We start from the raw sequence: 18,155 nt of genomic DNA on the forward strand, positions 1-18,155 counted from the left end.
TTAAGATTTAAGCATGGCTTCTCGCAAAGCTTGATGCCTCTTTAATCAAATCGATTGATGGACGAACGCCCGTATAAAGCACAAATTGTTCAAGGGCTTGAATCACAGCCACATCCGCACCGCTGATGATGGTTTTATTGAGGGTACGCGCCAATTGAATCATCGGCGTTTCCACCGGCAATGCCACCACATCAAAAATTGTCTCTGCCGTTTCAATATGAATGGGGCTAAAGGCTAAAGCATCGGCTTCTTTACCGCCTTGCATGCCGAGCGGTGTCACATTGATGAGCATCATGCCTTCTGTGGAGGCAATGACCTCTTCATCATCCATCCATTCATAACCATACAAATCTGCTAGGGCTTGGCCTTTAACAGCATTGCGCGCAATGATGGTGCCGTGCTTAAAGCCTTGATCATACAAAGCGCCGGCCACCGCTTTGGCCATGCCGCCGCTGCCTTTGAGTAAAAAAGGTGTGGCAGGATCAATGGCATAATCTTGCAATAAATTTGCCACAGCGATGTAATCTGTATTGTAAGCGGTCAAATGCCCATCGGTATTGACGATGGTATTGACAGACTCAATCGCCGCAGCAGATGGCGCCAATTCATCCACAAGCTCAATCACCGCTTCCTTAAAGGGCATCGAGATGGCGCAGCCCCGTATGCCAAGGGCACGCACGCCGCCAATTGCCGCTGTTAGATCAGATGTGGTGAACGCTTTATAAATGTAATCGAGCTTAAGCTGATCATACAAATAGTTGTGAAAAAGCGTCCCAAAGTTGCCGGGGCGTGCGGCAAGTGACATGCACAATTGTGTCTGTTTAGTGATCATCTTTGCCTCCTCGTTTTTTACGGCTGACCACAGCGATGATGCCACCGAGCACAACGGCAATCAAGAAAATCATGCCGGGCAATAGATAAGGTTGCAGCTTCATCAATGCGGGCGCAGCACCCCCTGCACGAATTTCTTTGACCATCTCTTCAGTCACCCCTACAGTGGGGTTGCCATATTGTTGATAGACAAATTGCACAATTTTGGCAATCTGTTCATCAGACAGCGCTTGTGTGGCGGACTGTGGGCCAAAGCTTGGCATGTAGATCTCTTTGCCATCCACTTTCTTATTGACGCCATATAAAACTGCGGCAATCGCATTGCTTGGATTCACATCACCGGTTGCGGTGTTGTGAAAGAGCGATGGATAGAATTGATCTTCAGTGCCTGAACCTGTATTTTGATGGCAACTTGAACAGTAAGCACTGTACAGCGCTTCGCCACTTTTCAGATTTTGATACGCATCCACAGGCGCAGTACCACGTAATAAGAGATCCACATCAAACGGCTCGCCATATGTATCGCGTGGCGCACTTTGGGCAGGATTGTCTAAAGCAGGCACGGAGCGAATGTATGTGGCGATCGCTTCAAGATCTTTGGCATCCACATGTTGGAAGCTGTCCACAACGGCTTCACCCATTGGGCCCGCGGCTTGTGCTTTACCTTTGAGGTGACCTTTTTGTAGATAAGTGATCAAATCAGCATTTTGCCATGAACCAATCCCGCCATTGATGCTTGAGGTAATGTTTGGCGCAAACCAAGGACCTAAGCTACTGCCGCCTAAATAATGGTCTTTCTCTTCTGCCATCATAAAGTTACGCGGTGTGTGGCACGTGCTACAGTGGGCAAGGGCTTCGACAATATACGCACCGCGATTCCACTCATCACTTTGATTAGGATCGGCTTTAAAAGGCGTATTGTCCAAGTATAATGCATTCCACACTGCCATCACAGAGCGCATGCCAAAAGGAAAGGGCAATTCTGTGGTGTGCTTAGGCGGCTCATCGACAGGTTGAACAGATGTCATGAAATACGCATAGAGATCTTTAATGTCCGCATCGGTGAGTTTAGCGTACGATGGATAGGGCATCGCAGGATAGAGATGCTCGCCATCTTTACGAATCCCATCGCGCAGTGCACGAGTAAAATCTTCAAGAGAGTAGCTGCCAATCCCGTATGTTTTAGAGGGCGTAATGTTTGATGAGTAAATGTCGCCCATCGGTGAGCTGATGGGATAGCCGCCGGCAAACGGTTCGCCATCCCCTGCTTTATCAGTATGGCACGCTTGGCAATCGCCTAAAATGGCGAGTGTTTCACCGCGCGCCGCATTGCCATCATCGGCAAGCGCTGCACTCATCATTGGCGTACTGAGGAGCGCCGCTGTTAAGAGGGTTCGAATGATTTTCATTTCGCTAAGCTCCTTAACACGTCATCGGCTGCACGCAAACCTAAAGCAGCCATGGTTAATGTGGAATTGACGACACTTGAAGAGGGAATTGCACCGCCACCGGGTAACCATAAGTTTTCATGATCATGCGCACGGCAGTGGCTGTTGACGACGCTATTTTTGGGATCATCACCCATGATGCAGCCGCCCATGATGTGGTTATTCGGCACAAATTCTGAGGTGACATCTACATCTGTGCCACCAAAGAGATGGGCGATCTCACGCAATTTTTCTTGTGCTGCGGTGCGGCCACGGCGCACATAATCACCCACATCATAATAGACATCCGGGCACGGTAAGCCCAGTGCATCTTTACGGGTTTTACTTAAAGTGAGGCGATTGCTCTCTTCAGGAAGGACTTCAAGCATGATGTCCCAATACACTGAGTGAATGGTGCTCTCACGCACCGCTTCAGGCAAATGTTCGCCCATTGTGCCATCGGCCAACACTTTTTGGGTTTGGGCGAGGTTTCGATTTAAGTTGTTCATGATGATGAGGAATGCTGCGTGATCTTTTCTAAAAGAACCATCACGATAGCCCACCATGGCTGCACTTTGTGCAGGGCCACGACCAACCCACATCGGTTTTTTCGACGTGAATGAACAGTGAATGCCTGAGTGATCCATCATGTTGCGCCCAACGCAATCAGAGGTGTTATTAGCGATCCCGCGGGGATTTTGCTCATTGGCCGCCATTAACAATAAACGCGGCGTTTCGATGCCATTGCAGGCAAAAACGAATTTTTGGGCGGTCACTTTATGGGATTTGCGCTCTTTGTCATAAAAATGGATGGCAGAGAGATTGTTTTTCTCATCGGTGTCCACTTTATAAACCACTGCTTCAGACACAACAATCGTGCCATTGCGCTCTGCTTTTTCCACATGATGGATGCCATTGTACATCGCGCCAATTGGGCAGATGGGCATACAGTTGTTATTGCCACAACAGATGGGGCGATTTTCCCACACGCGTGTGCTACGTCCTTGTGGAATCGGCACTAAGTGGCAGCCAAAATCTTTGGTGGTGTCATAAACGGTGCGCTCAAAGTATGACCACGGTACCATCTCCATCGGATAAGGTTTGCTGCGTTCAGGCGGCGATTGCATGCTTTTATCCCTTGGGCCTGCCACACCAATGGCATATTCTGCGCGCGTATAATATGGTTCCATCTCATCATACGTGATCGGCCAATCGCGCCCAACGCCGTACAGTGTGTGCATTTTAAAGTCATTTGGTGCATGGCGCCATGAAGAGGCTGCCCAGTGCCATGTGGTGCCGCCCACAGTTTTCAAATAGTCTTGTGCATAGGCGGCGGCATTTGGGCCCGATAAACCCAAATAACCATTGTTGGGGAAATAGAGCGGAAAGGGTGCTAAGGGCGATTGAGGATAAAGGCTTTGATAATCGATGCCTGCACGGTTTTTTTCTGGCATATTGCGGGAATTTTCCACAATTTGTCCGCGCTCAACGCGTAAACCTGCATCTAACATTAAGACGCTGTAGCCTTTTGCTGAAATCTCTGTGGCCATCATTGCGCCCACAATGCCGCTGCCGACAATGACAACGTCTGCTTGCCAATCTCCGTTGGCCAATTGTTTTGCTTGATTCATGATTGCTCCCTAAAATGTTGCCGGTACAGTGGGTTCACGCGTGATGCCAGGTGGCAATGCACTGAACCATAATTCACCTCTAAAACAGTAGGTGGGCACAGGCAAACCATCCGCCGTTGGGCGATACATTAAGGCATCTTTATAGGCAATGACTTCTACGGCATCGTCCTGATTAGGACCCACTGTGCCTGTGTACCATGCATGAGTGATGTGCATCGCCCATTCAGTGTTGCTTTTATTGTGAGCAATGCGGCTCATGACAGTTTCGCCATCGCCAAGGGCAGATAAGTGCGTCGCAAAGTCTGGGTAAAGGTTAAGCATTGCCGTCAGATAACGCTCTGCTAAGATGGGATTTAAATCCCCATAACCGGTGAGCTGTTCTGAAAGGCTGATGAAAGATGTCAGTTGGGATTCGGTGGGTTTGACTGCGGCAAAGGCGAAACGCCCCATTGGGGGGAAGAGTGCAGCGGATAGGAGAAGACCGCCAACACCAATGAGGCGACGCCGTTGTAAGTTAATCGTTTTCATAATAATCTCTCTATAATCTTGGATGCCATCATGAAGTAGGATCAACATCATTGAGATATTGATGCTTTTATTAATATAATATCTATATCAGTTAAAGCAATATTAATCTAATTTATTATATAAATATTTTATAATTTTTATGAATTGGACGATTTTCGTTGATATTGAGAGATGCCTAAACCCATCAGCACCAACAGAATGCCAAGGGCAGACAATAAGGTGATGTGCTCATGGAGAATGAGGGTTGAGAAGATCACCGTCACCATGGGCACAGCGTTGATGTAGAGGCTTGTTTTAATGGCACCAAGAATTTTAACGGCCAGATTCCATGTGACAAAGCAGAGGGCGGATGCGCCTAAACCTAAAAACAGAAGGTTGAACATCACCACAGGTGATGCATATTGATGCACATAGTTTAAGAGAGCATCGTGAGAAAAATCTAGGCTTTGCCAAGAGATCATGGGCAACATAAAGAGTAAACCGTACCAAAATGTGCGGCGCGTGGTTTGAATGGTGTTGTAACCAAAGCTGCCCATTTTTTTGGAGACAATGGCATAAATCGACCAAATGAAGGCGGCGCCAAGCGCCAATGCATCGCCTTTTAAGCTTAATTCAAAGGATTGTAAGCCACTGAAACTCATGAGCCCAACGCCCACAAACGAGAGCAGCATGCCCACATAAAATATGGGGCGAATGCACTCTTCTTTTAAGAAGAAGCGGGCAAGCAGCACTGTAAAAAATGGGGAAGTTGAGGAGATGAGGGCTGCATTTGCCGCAAGCGTATAGAGCAATGCATGATTCTCAAACCAAAAATAGAAGGTGGTGCCACATAAACCGGCTAGGGCAAAACAGAGCTCTTCGCGCCATGTGGTGCCTTTTAAGCGTTTTGGATACAAGAGCATCAAAAAGCAAGCACCCAATAAAAAGCGCGCCCCGAGAATCTCTAAAGGCGAGAGATCGTGCTGTAACAAAATTTTGGTGGAGACAAAAGTTGTCCCCCACAGCACAATCGTCAAGAGCGCCAATAAATGGCCGCGCGCTTCGGTGCTCATGGATTATTTTTGTAATTCAATGGCATCTTTATGGATGATGATTTTCTTGTTTTTATAAAGGGCGCCAATGGCACGTTTAAACGCCGCTTTACTGACGCCAAAATGGGACATGATCACATCCGGATCACTTTTATCGCTCACGGGTAAACGACCCTCTTTATTCGCTTTCAGTGCCTTTAAAATGGCGCCTTCTAAGCCGTGGCGCGCTTCATTGGTTTTGATGATGGGAATCATGGAAACATCGAGTTTACCATCTTCGCGCACAGGTTTAATGTAGCCTGTGAACTCATCACCAATGTGCATTTCGCCCACGATGTCACTTTGATAGACAACGCCCCAATACGCATGATCCACAATCACTTTTAAACCAAGCGGTGTTTTGCTCTCCACCAATACAGACACTTTATCACCGGTTTTGTAGTTGGGCGCGGTGGCTTGTACATGGCGCTCATATTTCGTGGTGGCGGTGATTTTGTGCGTCACAGGATCAATGTAAGTGTACACGATGACAAAATCATCCACTTCTAAATCCACCAGTGACTCACGAAAAGGCAATAAAAGATCCTTTGGCAATCCCCAATCTAAAAAGTAACCAAAACTCGCCACTTCCACCACTTGCAGATCCGCAAATTTACCCACTTCTGTGTAGGGTTTATCTGTGGTGGCGATCAACTCTTCTTGGTTGTCCACATACACAAAGACTTCGAGTGGCTCACCAATGGTGACCACTAAATCTTCAGGAATGGCGCGGTTGGGCAAAAAGACATTGCCCGCAAGCATTAAGCCGCGGGAGGTTTGTTGTTCGATGGTTAAGCGATTGATGTGTCCAACTTTGGGTGTAAATGGAGAATGAGACATTTGACCTTAATCTATAAATAAAAAATAATCGTGCCCCATTATAATCCTTAGTGCAAAATCATTCAGAAAGATTTATGCACAGCATGAAAAGGGCGGTGACCAATAACGTGCCTGCAAGATGTCCACTGATGGCGCTCAGCATCAACCCAAGCCCTAAGAGCAAATAGTACCCTAAACCCAATAATGCGCCGGCAGTGCCCCGTGCGTTGTGATAATCATCGAGCACATGTGCCAGAATATTTGGGATGGCGATGCCATAGCAGAAGGTCATGATACCCATTGGCAATAGTAACCACAGGGAATGACGTAAGCTAAAAGCCATCAAAGCGCTGATGAGCAGAACCATGGTGGCGATTCTAATTAATGTGCGTGCCGGCACGTGTGCTTGAGTACAGCGGCGATTAATGAGGGCACCAAGCAATGAGCCTGCCCCCAATAATAATCCTGTATAGCTGAAGAGTGTCATCGGATAACCTAAATCGGTGAGCCAAAAGGGTGCCAATTGATAATAACTAAAGAGCATCAGATTAAAGCCCGCAATCATCACCATGTGACGCAGTAAAACACCATCTTTAAGCATCACGCGGGCAATTGGTAGTAATGCCACTCGCTGCATGTTGTGTGGTCGTGTTTCTGGTAGGCTCAGAATCGTCCACAGCAGTAACATGAGGGCAAAGAGCACCAATGCCATAAAAATGGCACGATAACCCAAATGCATCTCGAGGAGAGTGCCCATAAAAATGCCCAACATGGGGCTGATGGCCATTAAAATGCCCACAATGGCAAAGGTTTTGCGAAGTGCTTCGCCGGAATAAGCATCACGCATTACGGTTTGTGTGCCAATTGAGCCAATCGCAGCACCTAGCGCCATCAACATGCGGCAGATCAAAAGGGCAGAAAAGTCCGTCACCCATAACGCCGTTACTGCACCCACCGTATACACAGACAGTGCAAGAATGAAGGTGATGCGCCGCCCGAGGCGATCACATAAATAGCCCCATAAGACAATACCAATGGCAAATGCCATAAAATAGAGGGATAAGGTTTGCCCAGCTGCCGCTTCAGAGACAGCAAATGCCGAGCTCAAAGCCGGTAAAATCGGGCTGTAGAGAGTTTCCACAATTTGGGGGAACATCAGTAAAGCCATCAATAAAAGGCGTGTACTTTGTGTCATGATCTTCGGTTCTCAAGGAAAACCGCTAGGATAATGAAAAGTCGAATGTGATGTTTTATAAAAGATGACTGATTTATTACAAAATCAGTCAATGTTTCAGGGAATGGAATTACTCTAAACGCTTGGTGCGCTCTTCATGCTCTTTTTTGCCAATTTGCCAATACGCACAGCCATAAAACTCATCTTTGGTGTAGCCCAATGTTTTGCGTAGATGATCGCGGAACTGTTTGACGGTATTGAATTCAGCCGTCACATGCACAAAATGGGCGGCATCTAGTGTATCAATCAAGGGCTTTGCGTGTTCAAAGAGATCACTGCCATTGTGTGGATAAAAATTGGTGTGCCAATGAAGCGTCAATGTTGCTGCACTTTGATAATGTTCAGGATAGATGTCCACCTCGCCGAGCACTTCTGTGATGATGGTGACATGGGCATCTTCTGGCAGTGTTGAAACAATGGCCGCAACGGCAGGAATGCCCGTCATGTCTGTCACAAATAGATAATCTTTAACGTTGGGCACCAAAGGTTTATGAGATATTTTCATGGCATAGCCCACTTCATCGCCAATTTTGGCATTGAGCGCCCATTGGCAAGCCACAGAATCGCCTTCATGGACTGCAAAATCGACACACAATTCTTTGGCATCTAAATCAAAAGCACGATGTGTATAAGTGCGCACCGTTGGGCGCAATGCTTCATCGATCACTTCCCATTGTTGTGATTGTGCATTAAAAGTAGGCATTTGTACGGTAGATTGCCCAATTGGCGGGATAAATAGCTTATTATTTACGCCAATTGGCACATCTTTGTAGCGCTCAGCGTCATCACACTTTAGAATAACGCGTAGAAAATTTGGGGTGATGAACTCTTTACGAGCAACACGAACAACGGTTCTATGAACTTGCATCAATGAAGATCCTCCTATCTGACGAATGGGGGTATCTTGCTGTATATTGTTATTAAATGCAAATGATTATTATTAATGTTTGTTTTTGCTCATGTTTGTTGAGCAATAGGATGAAAAGGTGAACAAGTGGCATGGATAGATGCAAAAACAGAATTTAACCCAGATGCGATGGATCAAGCCATCATTGGCATTGCATCAGAATTGGTCAGACACGATTCGGGTGAGCATGTGCATCAAAAGGGACAATTTCTGTTTGCTCAAAAGGGCAGTATGCGCGTGATGATGAATCGACAATTGTATGTCGTGCCGCCTCAACGTTTATTGTGGATACCTGCACATATGCCTCATCGCGTCTTTTTTACAGAAGTGGTGGGTTATCGCTCCATCTATTTAGATGAGCGTGAAAGCATGCGTTTACCTGATCATCCGATGATTTGGGTGGCCACCAGTTTGATGCGTGCGGTGTTAGAAACCATCGCTTCTGCGCCGTGGGACACTGATTGGCAATTGCCATCGCGTGGGTATCATTGGTTATTGGTGCTCTGGGATGAGTTGGTCAGCGCAAAACGTGAGCACATGTATTTGGATTATCCCGAGGATTATCGCCTGCAAAAATATGACTTATTGGCACAAGCGCCGCCTTTGTCAGAATTAGCCTTGCACGTTGGCGCAAGTGAACGCACGATTACGCGCATTTTTCAAAAAGAGACGGGCATGAATTATCAATCGTGGCGCCAACAATGGCGTTTACTTAAAGCCATTGAGTTATTGAGTGAGCATCAGCCAATGATGGAGATTGCGTTATCCTTAGGCTTTGGCAGTTACAGCGCTTTCTCAACGTTCTTTAAGAACATGACGGGCATTTCCCCGAAAAAATATCTTTAAGCCTAATCATGACCATAAAAAAAGCCCGGCATTTGTCGGGCTTTTTTAGATCACGGGGAAAATATGATTATTTAGCCGCTTTTTGTTTTGCGATCAAGTCACGCAATACGTAATGTAAGATACCGCCTGCTTTGAAGTAATCCACTTCGTTCAATGTATCAATGCGGCAAAGCACTGTGAACTGAGTTTCTTTACCTGTTTCAGGGTGAGTTGCTGTCACAACGATGTCTTGATGCGGTTTGATGTCATCATTAAATTCGATGTGGAAGCTTTCAGTGCCATCTAAACCTAAAGATTCAGCATTGTCACCATTTTTGTATTGAAGCGCTAAAATGCCCATACCGATCAAGTTAGAACGGTGAATACGCTCATAGCTCTCTGCGATCACAGCTTTTACGCCCAATAAGTTAGGACCTTTTGCTGCCCAGTCACGGCTTGAACCTGAACCGTACTCTTTACCGGCTAAGATGATCAATGGTGTTTGATCTTCTTTATACTTCATCGCTGCATCATAGATCGCCATCACTTCGCCAGAAGGTAGGTATTTAGTCAAACCACCTTCGATGCCAGGGATCATTTTGTTACGGATACGGATGTTTGCGAATGTACCGCGCATCATCACTTCGTGGTTACCACGACGAGAACCGTATGAGTTGAAGTCTTCAGGTTTCACACCATGTTCGATCAAGTAACGACCCGCTGGGGAATCTTTCTTGATTGAACCGGCAGGTGAGATGTGATCCGTTGTGATGGAATCGCCAAACACTGCCAATACGCGTGCTTTATCAATCGCTTTCAATGCTTCAATCGGCTGATCAATGTGTTCAAAGTATGGTGGATGTTGAACGTATGTGGAGTTTGGATCCCATTCATACGTTTCGCTGTCAGTCACAGCGATGGATTGCCATTGCTCATCACCATCAAATACGCCTTCATAACCTTTGGCAAACATGTTGCTTGTGATCATTAAGACTTCTTTAGCGATCTCTTCGTTTGAAGGCCAGATGTCTTTTAAGAATACATCTTTACCGTTGGCATCTTGTGCAATTGGATCTTTGGTCAAGTCAATGTTGGTTGAACCTGCAATTGCGTAAGCCACAACCAATGGTGGAGACGCTAACCAGCTGCCGCGGATTTGTGGATGGATGCGGCCTTCAAAGTTACGGTTACCAGACAATACGCCAGAGACTGTCATGTTGTTTTCATCAATGGCTTTGGCAACGGCAGGAATTAATGGGCCTGAGTTACCAATACAAGCTGTACAACCATAACCGGTTAAGTAGAAACCGATGTCTTCTAAATACTTCATGAGGCCAGCTTTTTCTAAGTATTCGCTGGCCACTTTAGAGCCAGGGGCTAAAGATGTTTTCACCCATGGTTTACGAGTTAAACCAAGTGCTGCGGCTTTTTTCGCCACTAAACCTGCCGCCATCATCACGCTTGGGTTAGATGTATTTGTACAAGATGTGATGGCTGCAAACACAACATCACCGTGGTGCAATTTTTCTGCTTGACCATCGATGTTGATGTCTACCGCTAAATCAGGGTTTTCAACGCTGTCTGCGATGAATTTTTTGCTTGTTGCAGGTAAATCACCTAATACAACGCGATCTTGTGGACGGCTTGGGCCTGCAATACTGGTTTCTACAGTGCCTAAATCTAATTCTAAAACATCTGTAAAGACAGGTTCGTCACCTTCATTGCGCCATAAACCTTGTGCTTTAGCGTATGCTTCAACACGTTTAACCGTGTCATCAGAGCGGCCGGTTAAGCGCATGTAATCTAATGTGATTTCATCGACTGGGAAGAAGCCAACCGTTGCGCCGTATTCAGGTGCCATGTTAGAGATGGTTGCACGGTCTGCTAAAGGCAATTCAGCTAAGCCATCGCCAAAGTATTCAACGAATTTACCCACCACGCCTTTTTTACGAAGCATTTGTACGATTGTTAAGACTAAGTCTGTTGCAGTCACGTGGCTGCGTAATTTACCTGTTAATTTAAAGCCCACAACTTCAGGGATCAACATGGAGATGGGTTGACCTAAGATGGCAGCTTCTGCTTCAATACCACCGACGCCCCAACCTAAAACAGATAAACCGTTCACCATTGGTGTGTGTGAGTCTGTACCCACGCAAGTGTCAGGAATCACCCATTCTTTGCCATCCACTTTAGAAACCCAAGCGGTTTTTGCTAAGAATTCTAAGTTCACTTGGTGACAAATCCCTGTGCCAGGAGGCACAACGCTGAAGTTATCAAAGGCTTTTTGCCCCCAACGTAAGAATGCATAACGCTCACCGTTGCGTTCCATTTCCATGTCTACGTTTTCAGTAAACGCATTGTTTGTACCGAAATGGTCGATCATTACAGAGTGGTCGATCACTAAGTCAACAGGGGACAATGGGTTGATGTTTTCTGGGTTTTCGCCCGCTTTTACCATTGCATCACGCATGGCAGCTAAGTCAACAACCGCAGGTACACCTGTGAAGTCTTGCATCAATACACGTGCAGGGCGGTATTGGATTTCGCGGTCAGATTTACGATCTTTCAACCAATCGCGGATCGCTTCGATGTCTTGAAGATTCACAGTTTTGTTATCTTCGTAACGTAAAAGGTTTTCTAATAAAACCTTCATGGATTTTGGTAATTGAGAAACATCCCCTAATGTTTCTGCCGCTTGTGCGATTGAGTGATAGAGATACTCTTTATCCCCAACTTTTAGCGTTGCTTTAGACTTCAAACTGTCGATATGACTCATGCTCCACTCCTTATAGTACGTATGAATGACTAACCTAAAATCTTTATCTTGGAAAGATTACGGATGCCAACCACAATATGTTGTCAAAAAGTAATTTTTTCAAGACTCAATAATCTTGGTTTATTATAGGTGAACCTTGGGCTAATACAATCCTATTTGAGGTAATGTTGATATTTGAAGTTATTTATCAACCTGATCAAGATTATTAATATGACAAGTTGATAAAAATTATGAATAATGGTTCCATCAAGTGGAAACACACACAATTTTTACAACATTTTTAAGGAGATTGAGATGTCAATTGATGCATTAAAAGATATGTTACCTGCGTACGCTAAAGATATGCGTTTGAATTTAAGCAACGTTTTGAGCGAAGCGGGCGCAGAAGGCTTGACTGAAAAGCAAATCGCAGCGATTGCAGTGGCGGTCTCTTTGAGCACACGCTCAAAAGCTTTGATTGAAAACATCGAAGCATTTGCAGCGCCAATTTTAACGGAAGAAGAGTTAAACGGTGCAAAAATTGCGTTCAGTATCATGAGCATGAATAACATTTACTACCGCTTTGTTCACTTAACTAGCAACCAAGAGTATGCAACAATTCCTGCGCGTTTACGCATGAACAGCATGGCAAATCCTGGCATTGATAAAGTGACGTTTGAATTGGCCTCTATGGCAGTCTCTGCCGTGAACGGTTGCGGTATGTGCTTAGATTCACATGAGAAAAACCTACGTGATCACGGCGTCACCACACAAGCAATCCAATCGTCTGTGCGCATTGCTGCGGTATTGTTCTCAGTGGGTGCTACATTAAACTAACAAAATGGGGCTTTGTCCTCAATTGATCAAAAAAAGAGGCCAATGGCCTCTTTTTTTATGGGTGTGTGGTTAAAAATATTTTGCATCAATCGCACAATTGTTGATGTGGATCAGCTTTAAGTATTCGCTTCCACCATCCAAATGAGCGGTTTGAGCTCTTGACCAGTAAAGGGTTTGGTTTTTTCACTGCTTGGAATGGTGGGATCTAAACGCAATTTTGTCAGCATGATGAGCTCGCTGAACTCAGGAATGCTGCTCGGATCTTTATGCAATTGCTCAAGAGAATACCCTAAAATTGCCAATTGTGAGAGCACCGATTGCTGGCGAATCATGAATTCATTGTAATAATGAAAGTCCCCATGGAATTTTTGTGGCTCTTTTTGCATGCGGGTTAAAGAGTTTGACAGCTGAATGATTAAAGATTGCGTATCTTTGAGCTTAATGTAAAACTCAGAAGGCTCCACACTCTTTTTGATCCAAACAGCCTCTAAGGTTTCTAATACATCATAAATGTGATAGCGAATGCGTTCGGCTAAGCGCGGCGCCTCGCGTTTTTCCCAAGAGGGTAAAAAGTAGATGGTGAAGAAAATGGCAATGACGGCAGCGACAGCGGTATCAATCACCCGTTCAATGGCAATCGAAGCCCCTGAGAGATCATCGGTCATATTGAGGGTCAGCAATACATAGATCGTCACAAACATCACGCACAGTTTATAGTCAAGATTCACCAAAGCATTGCTGAGGATGATGGACACCATAATATACATCACAATGTAAGAGAGGCTCGGCTCAAAGGAGACAATGATGCCAACGATGATGCACCCGAGCACCGTGCCAATGATGCGCGCTTGACTGCGTTCACGCGTAATGCTAAATCCGGGGCGCATTAAGGTGACCAACGTAAAGGCAATCCAAAAGCTGTGGGCGAGAATCTGTTTTTGATCGAGCACCAAGCTGATAAAGGAGAGGGTGGCGAACATAGCCACTGCGGTACGAATGGAAAAACGCATGAAATCAGAAGAGAGGGTCAAATTCTCTTTGACAATGTTCCAAGACCAATGGCTGTGGGAGATGTGTTTTTTAAAGTGATCACCAAGGGTGGGGATCTCAGTTTGCCCAAGGAGCAATTCACGCACTTTATCTAATTGACGATTCATCACCCACGCTTTTCGATAATGGGCAGCCAATACACCATAGGCTTCTGAAGCCGCTTCATCTAACTCTGTATTTTTGAGAATCTCAAGTTCAAACTCAAGGGCTCTGAGCTCTGCTTTAAAGCCTAAACGGCGAATCATCTCGCCACCGCCTAATGTATGTAGGCTCATCTCTTCTAAATTATTGGCAGCCTTACGATAAAGATCCCGCAGGAAAATCTGAATGTCTGAATTCTCATACGATTGACGAATGGTGGTGAAGTCTTGAAACGGTGCCACCATGCGATCATACACATCCGTGAGCAGTGTCAATTCTCCAGCCATTTTCTGAATTTTTGGGTCAGACTGATTGGTGGTGCGATAAAGTAAATCACGGGTTTGTTGAAACTCTGCAATCAAAGTGGTTTGAGTTTCAATCAAATTGGCAAAAGACTTTTCTAAATCACTGTTTTGGCGATAACACTCTGAAATGGCTTGTAAATAGCGTGCTAAATGCACATAACAAGAAGAGAGCGTTTGGCGAATGATGTAGTTGGCAAAGACTTTAGAAAACAGCAGTGCATAGATCACATAAAAGATGGCACCAATGGAAAAATCGATGATGTATTCGGTGACATTATAGGTATTTCGCCCAGTGATCATCGCGATGAAGATGAAGGTAAAGCCAATGGTGCCAGCTTTAGGGCCAAAGCAACTCATAAAGTTACTGAAAAACACCACAATTGATAGGGAAATGATGAACAAAAAGGGCATTGTACCCATAAATTGCGCAAAATAGATGGTGATGAGTAATGTACCCACAAGCGTGATGAGCAGCTCATTGCGTTTATGTTTGAATGAGCCAATTTGGTCAGCAATGCCAATGGTTAAACTGGCATAGCCCACCGTAATGAGATTTTTCGTCTCTCCACCCAATAAATAGACAATGAAGACCGGGAGAAACACACCGATGCCTTTGTATAAACCTATTGTGAAATCATAGCTGAAGAAGAAACGGTAGATGTTTGTGAGTGATCGATTCATGCGAAGTTAAAGAACTTTAACTAGGAAGAGATAAAGCTCATCATTATAGATGAGCTTTAGGGGAGAGGCCATAGTCGGCGCTTAATTATTTTTTAAAATATAATCAAGATGTTCAATGAATTGATCCGCAGGCACAGCACCCATCACGCGGTATTGCGGAATCTCATTGCCGGCGGCATCAAAAAAGAGCATCGCAGGTGGTCCAAAGAGATTAAAGTGCTTTTGTAATTGTTGATCCACTTTGTTGTTTTCTGTCACATCTGCTGTGATGAAGTTGAGTTCAGCCAAACGTGCTTTCACTTCAGGATCACTGAAGACATATTTTTCCATCTCTTTACACGCGACGCACCAATCAGCATTGAACTCAAGCAAAGTGATTTTGCCATGATTGTTCTGTAAGGCTTCATTGAGTCCTTTTAAGCCCACAATGGGTGTGGCCGCTAAGCTTTCATGGGTTTTTAAGCTTTCATACACAAAGTAGCCTGAAAATGCGAGGGATAAAAGGGCGAGGAGCATAAAGAACTTGGGCAATTGATGCATTTTAAATATTTTGATCACAAACCAAAGGGCAAGCGAGAGCGAGATGAAGGCATAGAGCATGTTTTCCCAAAAGAGCGGTAAAATGCGCCCTAAGAAATAGGCGGCAACGGCTAAGAGGATAAAGCCAAAGAACTCTTTAATGGCGTTCATCCATGCGCCAGCTTTCGGCAAGAGATAACCAGAAGACACGCCAAGAATCATCAACGGTACGCCCATGCCTAAGCTCATGGCAAAGAGGGCAAAGCCACCTAAAACATAATCTTGCGTTTGGGCGATTAAGGTGATGATGCCAATGAGCGGCGCTGTGACGCAAGGACCCACAATGAGGGCAGAAAGCGCACCCATAATCATCGCGCCAATGTATGTGCCACTTTTTGATTGACTCGCAAAGCGATTGAGATAATTTTGAATGAAAACGGGCGTTTGAATTTGATAAACGCCAAACATGCTCAATGACAAAATCACAAAGAGGGCAGCAAAGCCCATTAATACATATTTATTTTGAAACGCTGCCGCTAAACCGCTGCCTAGCATCGCAGCGACAATACCAATGGTGGTATACACAAGCGCCATCGCAATGACATAGGAAAAAGAGATCATAAAGCCGCGGCGTTTTGTGAGGTTTTTTTCACCCGTTAAAATGCCCGATAAAATGGGTAGCATCGGTAAAACACACGGCGTAAAGGTCAATAAAATTCCGAGTAAGAAAAAGAGCGGGAGCGCGAGATACTGCTTTTCTAATAAAAATGAAGCCAAACGATCATGCTCATTTAAAAGGGGGGCTGCCGTTTCTGTTTTCAGTTGATCTGTCGTTGTTACATCAGGATTCACGACCAATGTGCGAGACCATTGATGGGGCGGAAAACATAAGCCAGCTTTCGCACAGCCTTGCGCTTCAATCTCTAAATGAAGCGTATGGACATTGACTAAAGGCTGTTTAAAGCGCAGCGTCATTTCCATGGTGTGATTATAAATGGGTTGGCGGCCAAAGAATTCATCATCATGCATCACAGCGTCTGGCCAAATGATTTCGGCGATGTCGACATTTTGATTGAGCGGTGTGATGTGAATTTTATCTTTGTATAAATAATAGTCAGGATTGATCTCCCAAATGAGGTTGATTTCTGACTCAGAAGCTTTAAAAATCTCAGGTTTAAAGACTTGCTCAGGCGGTAAGAAATCTTGGCGGGCAGCGGCAGGCAATGAAGGCGCATCTGCTTGTTTGTTCAATAAAGATTGGGAAAAACTTTGGGCAACACTTTGATTACTAAAGGTAATTAAGGCGAAAAAGAGCCACACTAAGGGGGCGATTTGTCTAATCGAGAGATGTTTCAAAACAGCACCTTTCCGAGTTAATGAGTCACGAATGGGCAATTATCTCATAAAAAACTAAAATGACTAAATTCTATGCTTGACCTAAAAATTTTAGGCGCTATAATTACTTCACTTTCTGCGGGAATAGCTCAGTTGGTAGAGCACAACCTTGCCAAGGTTGGGGTCGCGAGTTCGAGTCTCGTTTCCCGCTCCAAATTTTAAAACCTCATCTTTGATGAGGTTTTTTTATTGCCTGAAAAAAAGCGCAACAAAAAAGCCTGAGTGTTCAGGCTTTTTGGATGTATTGAATCATTGCTCAGCAATGATCACGGCACGCAGTGGGGCAGGATAGCCTTCAATGGTTTTATTGTGATCATTTGGATCTAAGAAATCTTCAAGGGAGAGATAAGTCATCCAATCCGTTTTGCGTTGCTCTTCAATGCTTGTTTGATTGAGATCCACGCATCTGACATGTTTAAAGCCCACGCGCTTTAAGAAAATCTCAAGCATTTTGACCGATGGAATGAACCACACATTGCGCATTTGTGCATAGCGATCATGCGGAATGAGACAAGCATTTTCATCGCCTTCAATCACCATGGTTTCGAGTACCAAGGTGCCTTTTTTATTCAATAAGCGTTTAAGATCAGTTAAATGATCAATCGGTGAGCGGCGATGATAAAGGACACCCATGGAAAACACCGTATCAAACCATGCCAATTCATCCGTGATGGCTTCTAGCCCAATGGGCAGCTGCCAAATGGGTAAATCTGGGGCATAATGTTTAAAGGCTTTAAATTGCGCCAAAAAGAGCCAATTTGGATCAATCCCGATGACGGATTTCGCACCTGCACCGAGCATACGCATGCCGTAATAACCATTGCCACAACCCACATCGAGCACATTTTTATGATGAAGATCGATGTGCGGTGCCACGCGCTCCCATTTCCAATCAGAATGCCATTCTGTATCAATGTGCGTGTCACAAAATTGCCAAGGGCCTTTGCGCCAAGGCATGAGCTTTCGCAATGATGCTTCTAATTGCGCTGAATCTGTAGCACCTTGCAAAATGGCACCATTGACCAAATCTAAGGTGCAATTGTCAATTGCGGGCAATTGATCTAGCACCGCTTGCCAGTCATCAAAGTTGCCATGAATGTGTTCTTGAATGTATTCAGGTAACCACGTGGAAAGATTTTGCGTCCATTGACGCAAGCCCGTGGGGCGATAAAACTCGGCAATAGCTGCGTAATCAATCAT

At 45.1% G+C, this 18,155-nt stretch carries 14 protein-coding genes and 1 tRNA gene; 3 read left to right on the plus strand and 12 right to left on the minus strand.

Features of this window, described 5'->3' with window-relative positions:
- Positions 1-7: 7 nt before the first annotated feature.
- From B143_RS0101925 to B143_RS0101960, 8 genes are all read right to left on the minus strand, one after another.
- Positions 8-832: a shikimate 5-dehydrogenase gene (locus B143_RS0101925; RefSeq protein WP_018121967.1), complete on the minus strand. Its 825-nt coding sequence runs from the start codon at positions 830-832 to the stop codon at positions 8-10.
- Positions 822-2,240 (minus strand): cytochrome c, encoded by a 1,419-nt coding sequence (locus tag B143_RS0101930; protein ID WP_018121968.1) that lies wholly within the window; start codon positions 2,238-2,240, stop codon positions 822-824. Before B143_RS0101930 ends, B143_RS0101925 begins: the two co-directional genes overlap by 11 nt.
- A complete protein-coding gene (locus B143_RS0101935; RefSeq protein ID WP_018121969.1) occupies positions 2,237-3,889 on the minus strand; it encodes a GMC family oxidoreductase in 1,653 nt (550 codons plus the stop codon). Before B143_RS0101935 ends, B143_RS0101930 begins: the two co-directional genes overlap by 4 nt.
- Positions 3,890-3,898: 9 nt before the next feature.
- Positions 3,899-4,417, minus strand: a complete 519-nt coding sequence (locus tag B143_RS0101940) for a sugar dehydrogenase complex small subunit (protein ID WP_018121970.1) — start codon at positions 4,415-4,417, stop codon at positions 3,899-3,901.
- A 137-nt stretch (positions 4,418-4,554) separates the two neighbouring features.
- Positions 4,555-5,469, minus strand: coding sequence for a DMT family transporter (locus B143_RS0101945; RefSeq protein ID WP_018121971.1), 915 nt, complete (start codon positions 5,467-5,469; stop codon positions 4,555-4,557).
- 3 nt (positions 5,470-5,472) lie between these two features.
- On the minus strand, positions 5,473-6,327 hold the full coding sequence (locus B143_RS0101950; protein ID WP_018121972.1) for a CvfB family protein: 855 nt from the start codon (positions 6,325-6,327) through the stop codon (positions 5,473-5,475).
- A gap of 58 nt (positions 6,328-6,385) precedes the next feature.
- Positions 6,386-7,501, minus strand: a complete 1,116-nt coding sequence (locus tag B143_RS0101955) for an MFS transporter (protein ID WP_018121973.1) — start codon at positions 7,499-7,501, stop codon at positions 6,386-6,388.
- A gap of 109 nt (positions 7,502-7,610) precedes the next feature.
- On the minus strand, positions 7,611-8,408 hold the full coding sequence (locus tag B143_RS0101960) for a siderophore-interacting protein (protein WP_018121974.1): 798 nt from the start codon (positions 8,406-8,408) through the stop codon (positions 7,611-7,613).
- A gap of 126 nt (positions 8,409-8,534) precedes the next feature.
- Here B143_RS0101960 and B143_RS0101965 point away from each other — a divergent pair, with 126 nt between their 5' ends.
- Positions 8,535-9,293 (plus strand): AraC family transcriptional regulator, encoded by a 759-nt coding sequence (locus B143_RS0101965; protein WP_018121975.1) that lies wholly within the window; start codon positions 8,535-8,537, stop codon positions 9,291-9,293.
- Positions 9,294-9,360: 67 nt separating this feature from the next.
- Here B143_RS0101965 and acnA read toward each other — a convergent pair whose 3' ends face one another.
- Positions 9,361-12,048, minus strand: coding sequence for an aconitate hydratase AcnA (gene acnA / locus B143_RS0101970; protein ID WP_018121976.1), 2,688 nt, complete (start codon positions 12,046-12,048; stop codon positions 9,361-9,363).
- A gap of 294 nt (positions 12,049-12,342) precedes the next feature.
- Between acnA and B143_RS0101975 the strand changes: the two genes are divergently transcribed.
- Entirely contained in the window at positions 12,343-12,864 is a 522-nt protein-coding gene (locus B143_RS0101975) for a carboxymuconolactone decarboxylase family protein (protein ID WP_008314893.1), read from the plus strand.
- Between the two features lie 116 nt (positions 12,865-12,980).
- Here B143_RS0101975 and B143_RS0101980 read toward each other — a convergent pair whose 3' ends face one another.
- Both B143_RS0101980 and dsbD read right to left on the minus strand, forming a co-directional pair.
- On the minus strand, positions 12,981-15,041 hold the full coding sequence (locus B143_RS0101980; protein ID WP_018121977.1) for an FUSC family protein: 2,061 nt from the start codon (positions 15,039-15,041) through the stop codon (positions 12,981-12,983).
- An 81-nt stretch (positions 15,042-15,122) separates the two neighbouring features.
- A complete protein-coding gene (dsbD, locus tag B143_RS0101985) occupies positions 15,123-16,916 on the minus strand; it encodes a protein-disulfide reductase DsbD (RefSeq protein WP_018121978.1) in 1,794 nt (597 codons plus the stop codon).
- Positions 16,917-17,033: 117 nt separating this feature from the next.
- On the opposite strand from dsbD, the gene B143_RS0101990 reads away from it, so the two are divergent.
- Positions 17,034-17,109: transfer RNA gene (locus B143_RS0101990), tRNA-Gly, on the plus strand.
- A gap of 95 nt (positions 17,110-17,204) precedes the next feature.
- On the opposite strand, the gene cmoB is transcribed toward B143_RS0101990, so the two are convergent.
- The gene (gene cmoB, locus B143_RS0101995) at positions 17,205-18,155 is read right to left on the minus strand and encodes a tRNA 5-methoxyuridine(34)/uridine 5-oxyacetic acid(34) synthase CmoB (RefSeq protein ID WP_018121979.1); all 951 of its coding nucleotides are present in this window, start codon (positions 18,153-18,155) and stop codon (positions 17,205-17,207) included.

Origin of the sequence: Wohlfahrtiimonas chitiniclastica DSM 18708, assembly GCF_000375345.1 — a bacterium.
In the GTDB taxonomy this organism is placed as follows: domain Bacteria; phylum Pseudomonadota; class Gammaproteobacteria; order Cardiobacteriales; family Wohlfahrtiimonadaceae; genus Wohlfahrtiimonas; species Wohlfahrtiimonas chitiniclastica.

Bases quoted from the DNA above. Each gene is read 5' to 3' on its own strand.
- B143_RS0101925 (WP_018121967.1), bottom strand. From the start codon at position 832: ATGATCACTAAACAGACACAATTGTGCATGTCACTTGCCGCACGCCCC.
- B143_RS0101930 (WP_018121968.1), bottom strand. From the start codon at position 2,240: ATGAAAATCATTCGAACCCTCTTAACAGCGGCGCTCCTCAGTACGCCA.
- B143_RS0101935 (WP_018121969.1), bottom strand. From the start codon at position 3,889: ATGAATCAAGCAAAACAATTGGCCAACGGAGATTGGCAAGCAGACGTT.
- B143_RS0101940 (WP_018121970.1), bottom strand. From the start codon at position 4,417: ATGAAAACGATTAACTTACAACGGCGTCGCCTCATTGGTGTTGGCGGT.
- B143_RS0101945 (WP_018121971.1), bottom strand. From the start codon at position 5,469: ATGAGCACCGAAGCGCGCGGCCATTTATTGGCGCTCTTGACGATTGTG.
- B143_RS0101950 (WP_018121972.1), bottom strand. From the start codon at position 6,327: ATGTCTCATTCTCCATTTACACCCAAAGTTGGACACATCAATCGCTTA.
- B143_RS0101955 (WP_018121973.1), bottom strand. From the start codon at position 7,501: ATGACACAAAGTACACGCCTTTTATTGATGGCTTTACTGATGTTCCCC.
- B143_RS0101960 (WP_018121974.1), bottom strand. From the start codon at position 8,408: ATGCAAGTTCATAGAACCGTTGTTCGTGTTGCTCGTAAAGAGTTCATC.
- acnA (WP_018121976.1), bottom strand. From the start codon at position 12,048: ATGAGTCATATCGACAGTTTGAAGTCTAAAGCAACGCTAAAAGTTGGG.
- B143_RS0101975 (WP_008314893.1), top strand. From the start codon at position 12,343: ATGTCAATTGATGCATTAAAAGATATGTTACCTGCGTACGCTAAAGAT.
- B143_RS0101980 (WP_018121977.1), bottom strand. From the start codon at position 15,041: ATGAATCGATCACTCACAAACATCTACCGTTTCTTCTTCAGCTATGAT.
- cmoB (WP_018121979.1), bottom strand. From the start codon at position 18,155: ATGATTGATTACGCAGCTATTGCCGAGTTTTATCGCCCCACGGGCTTG.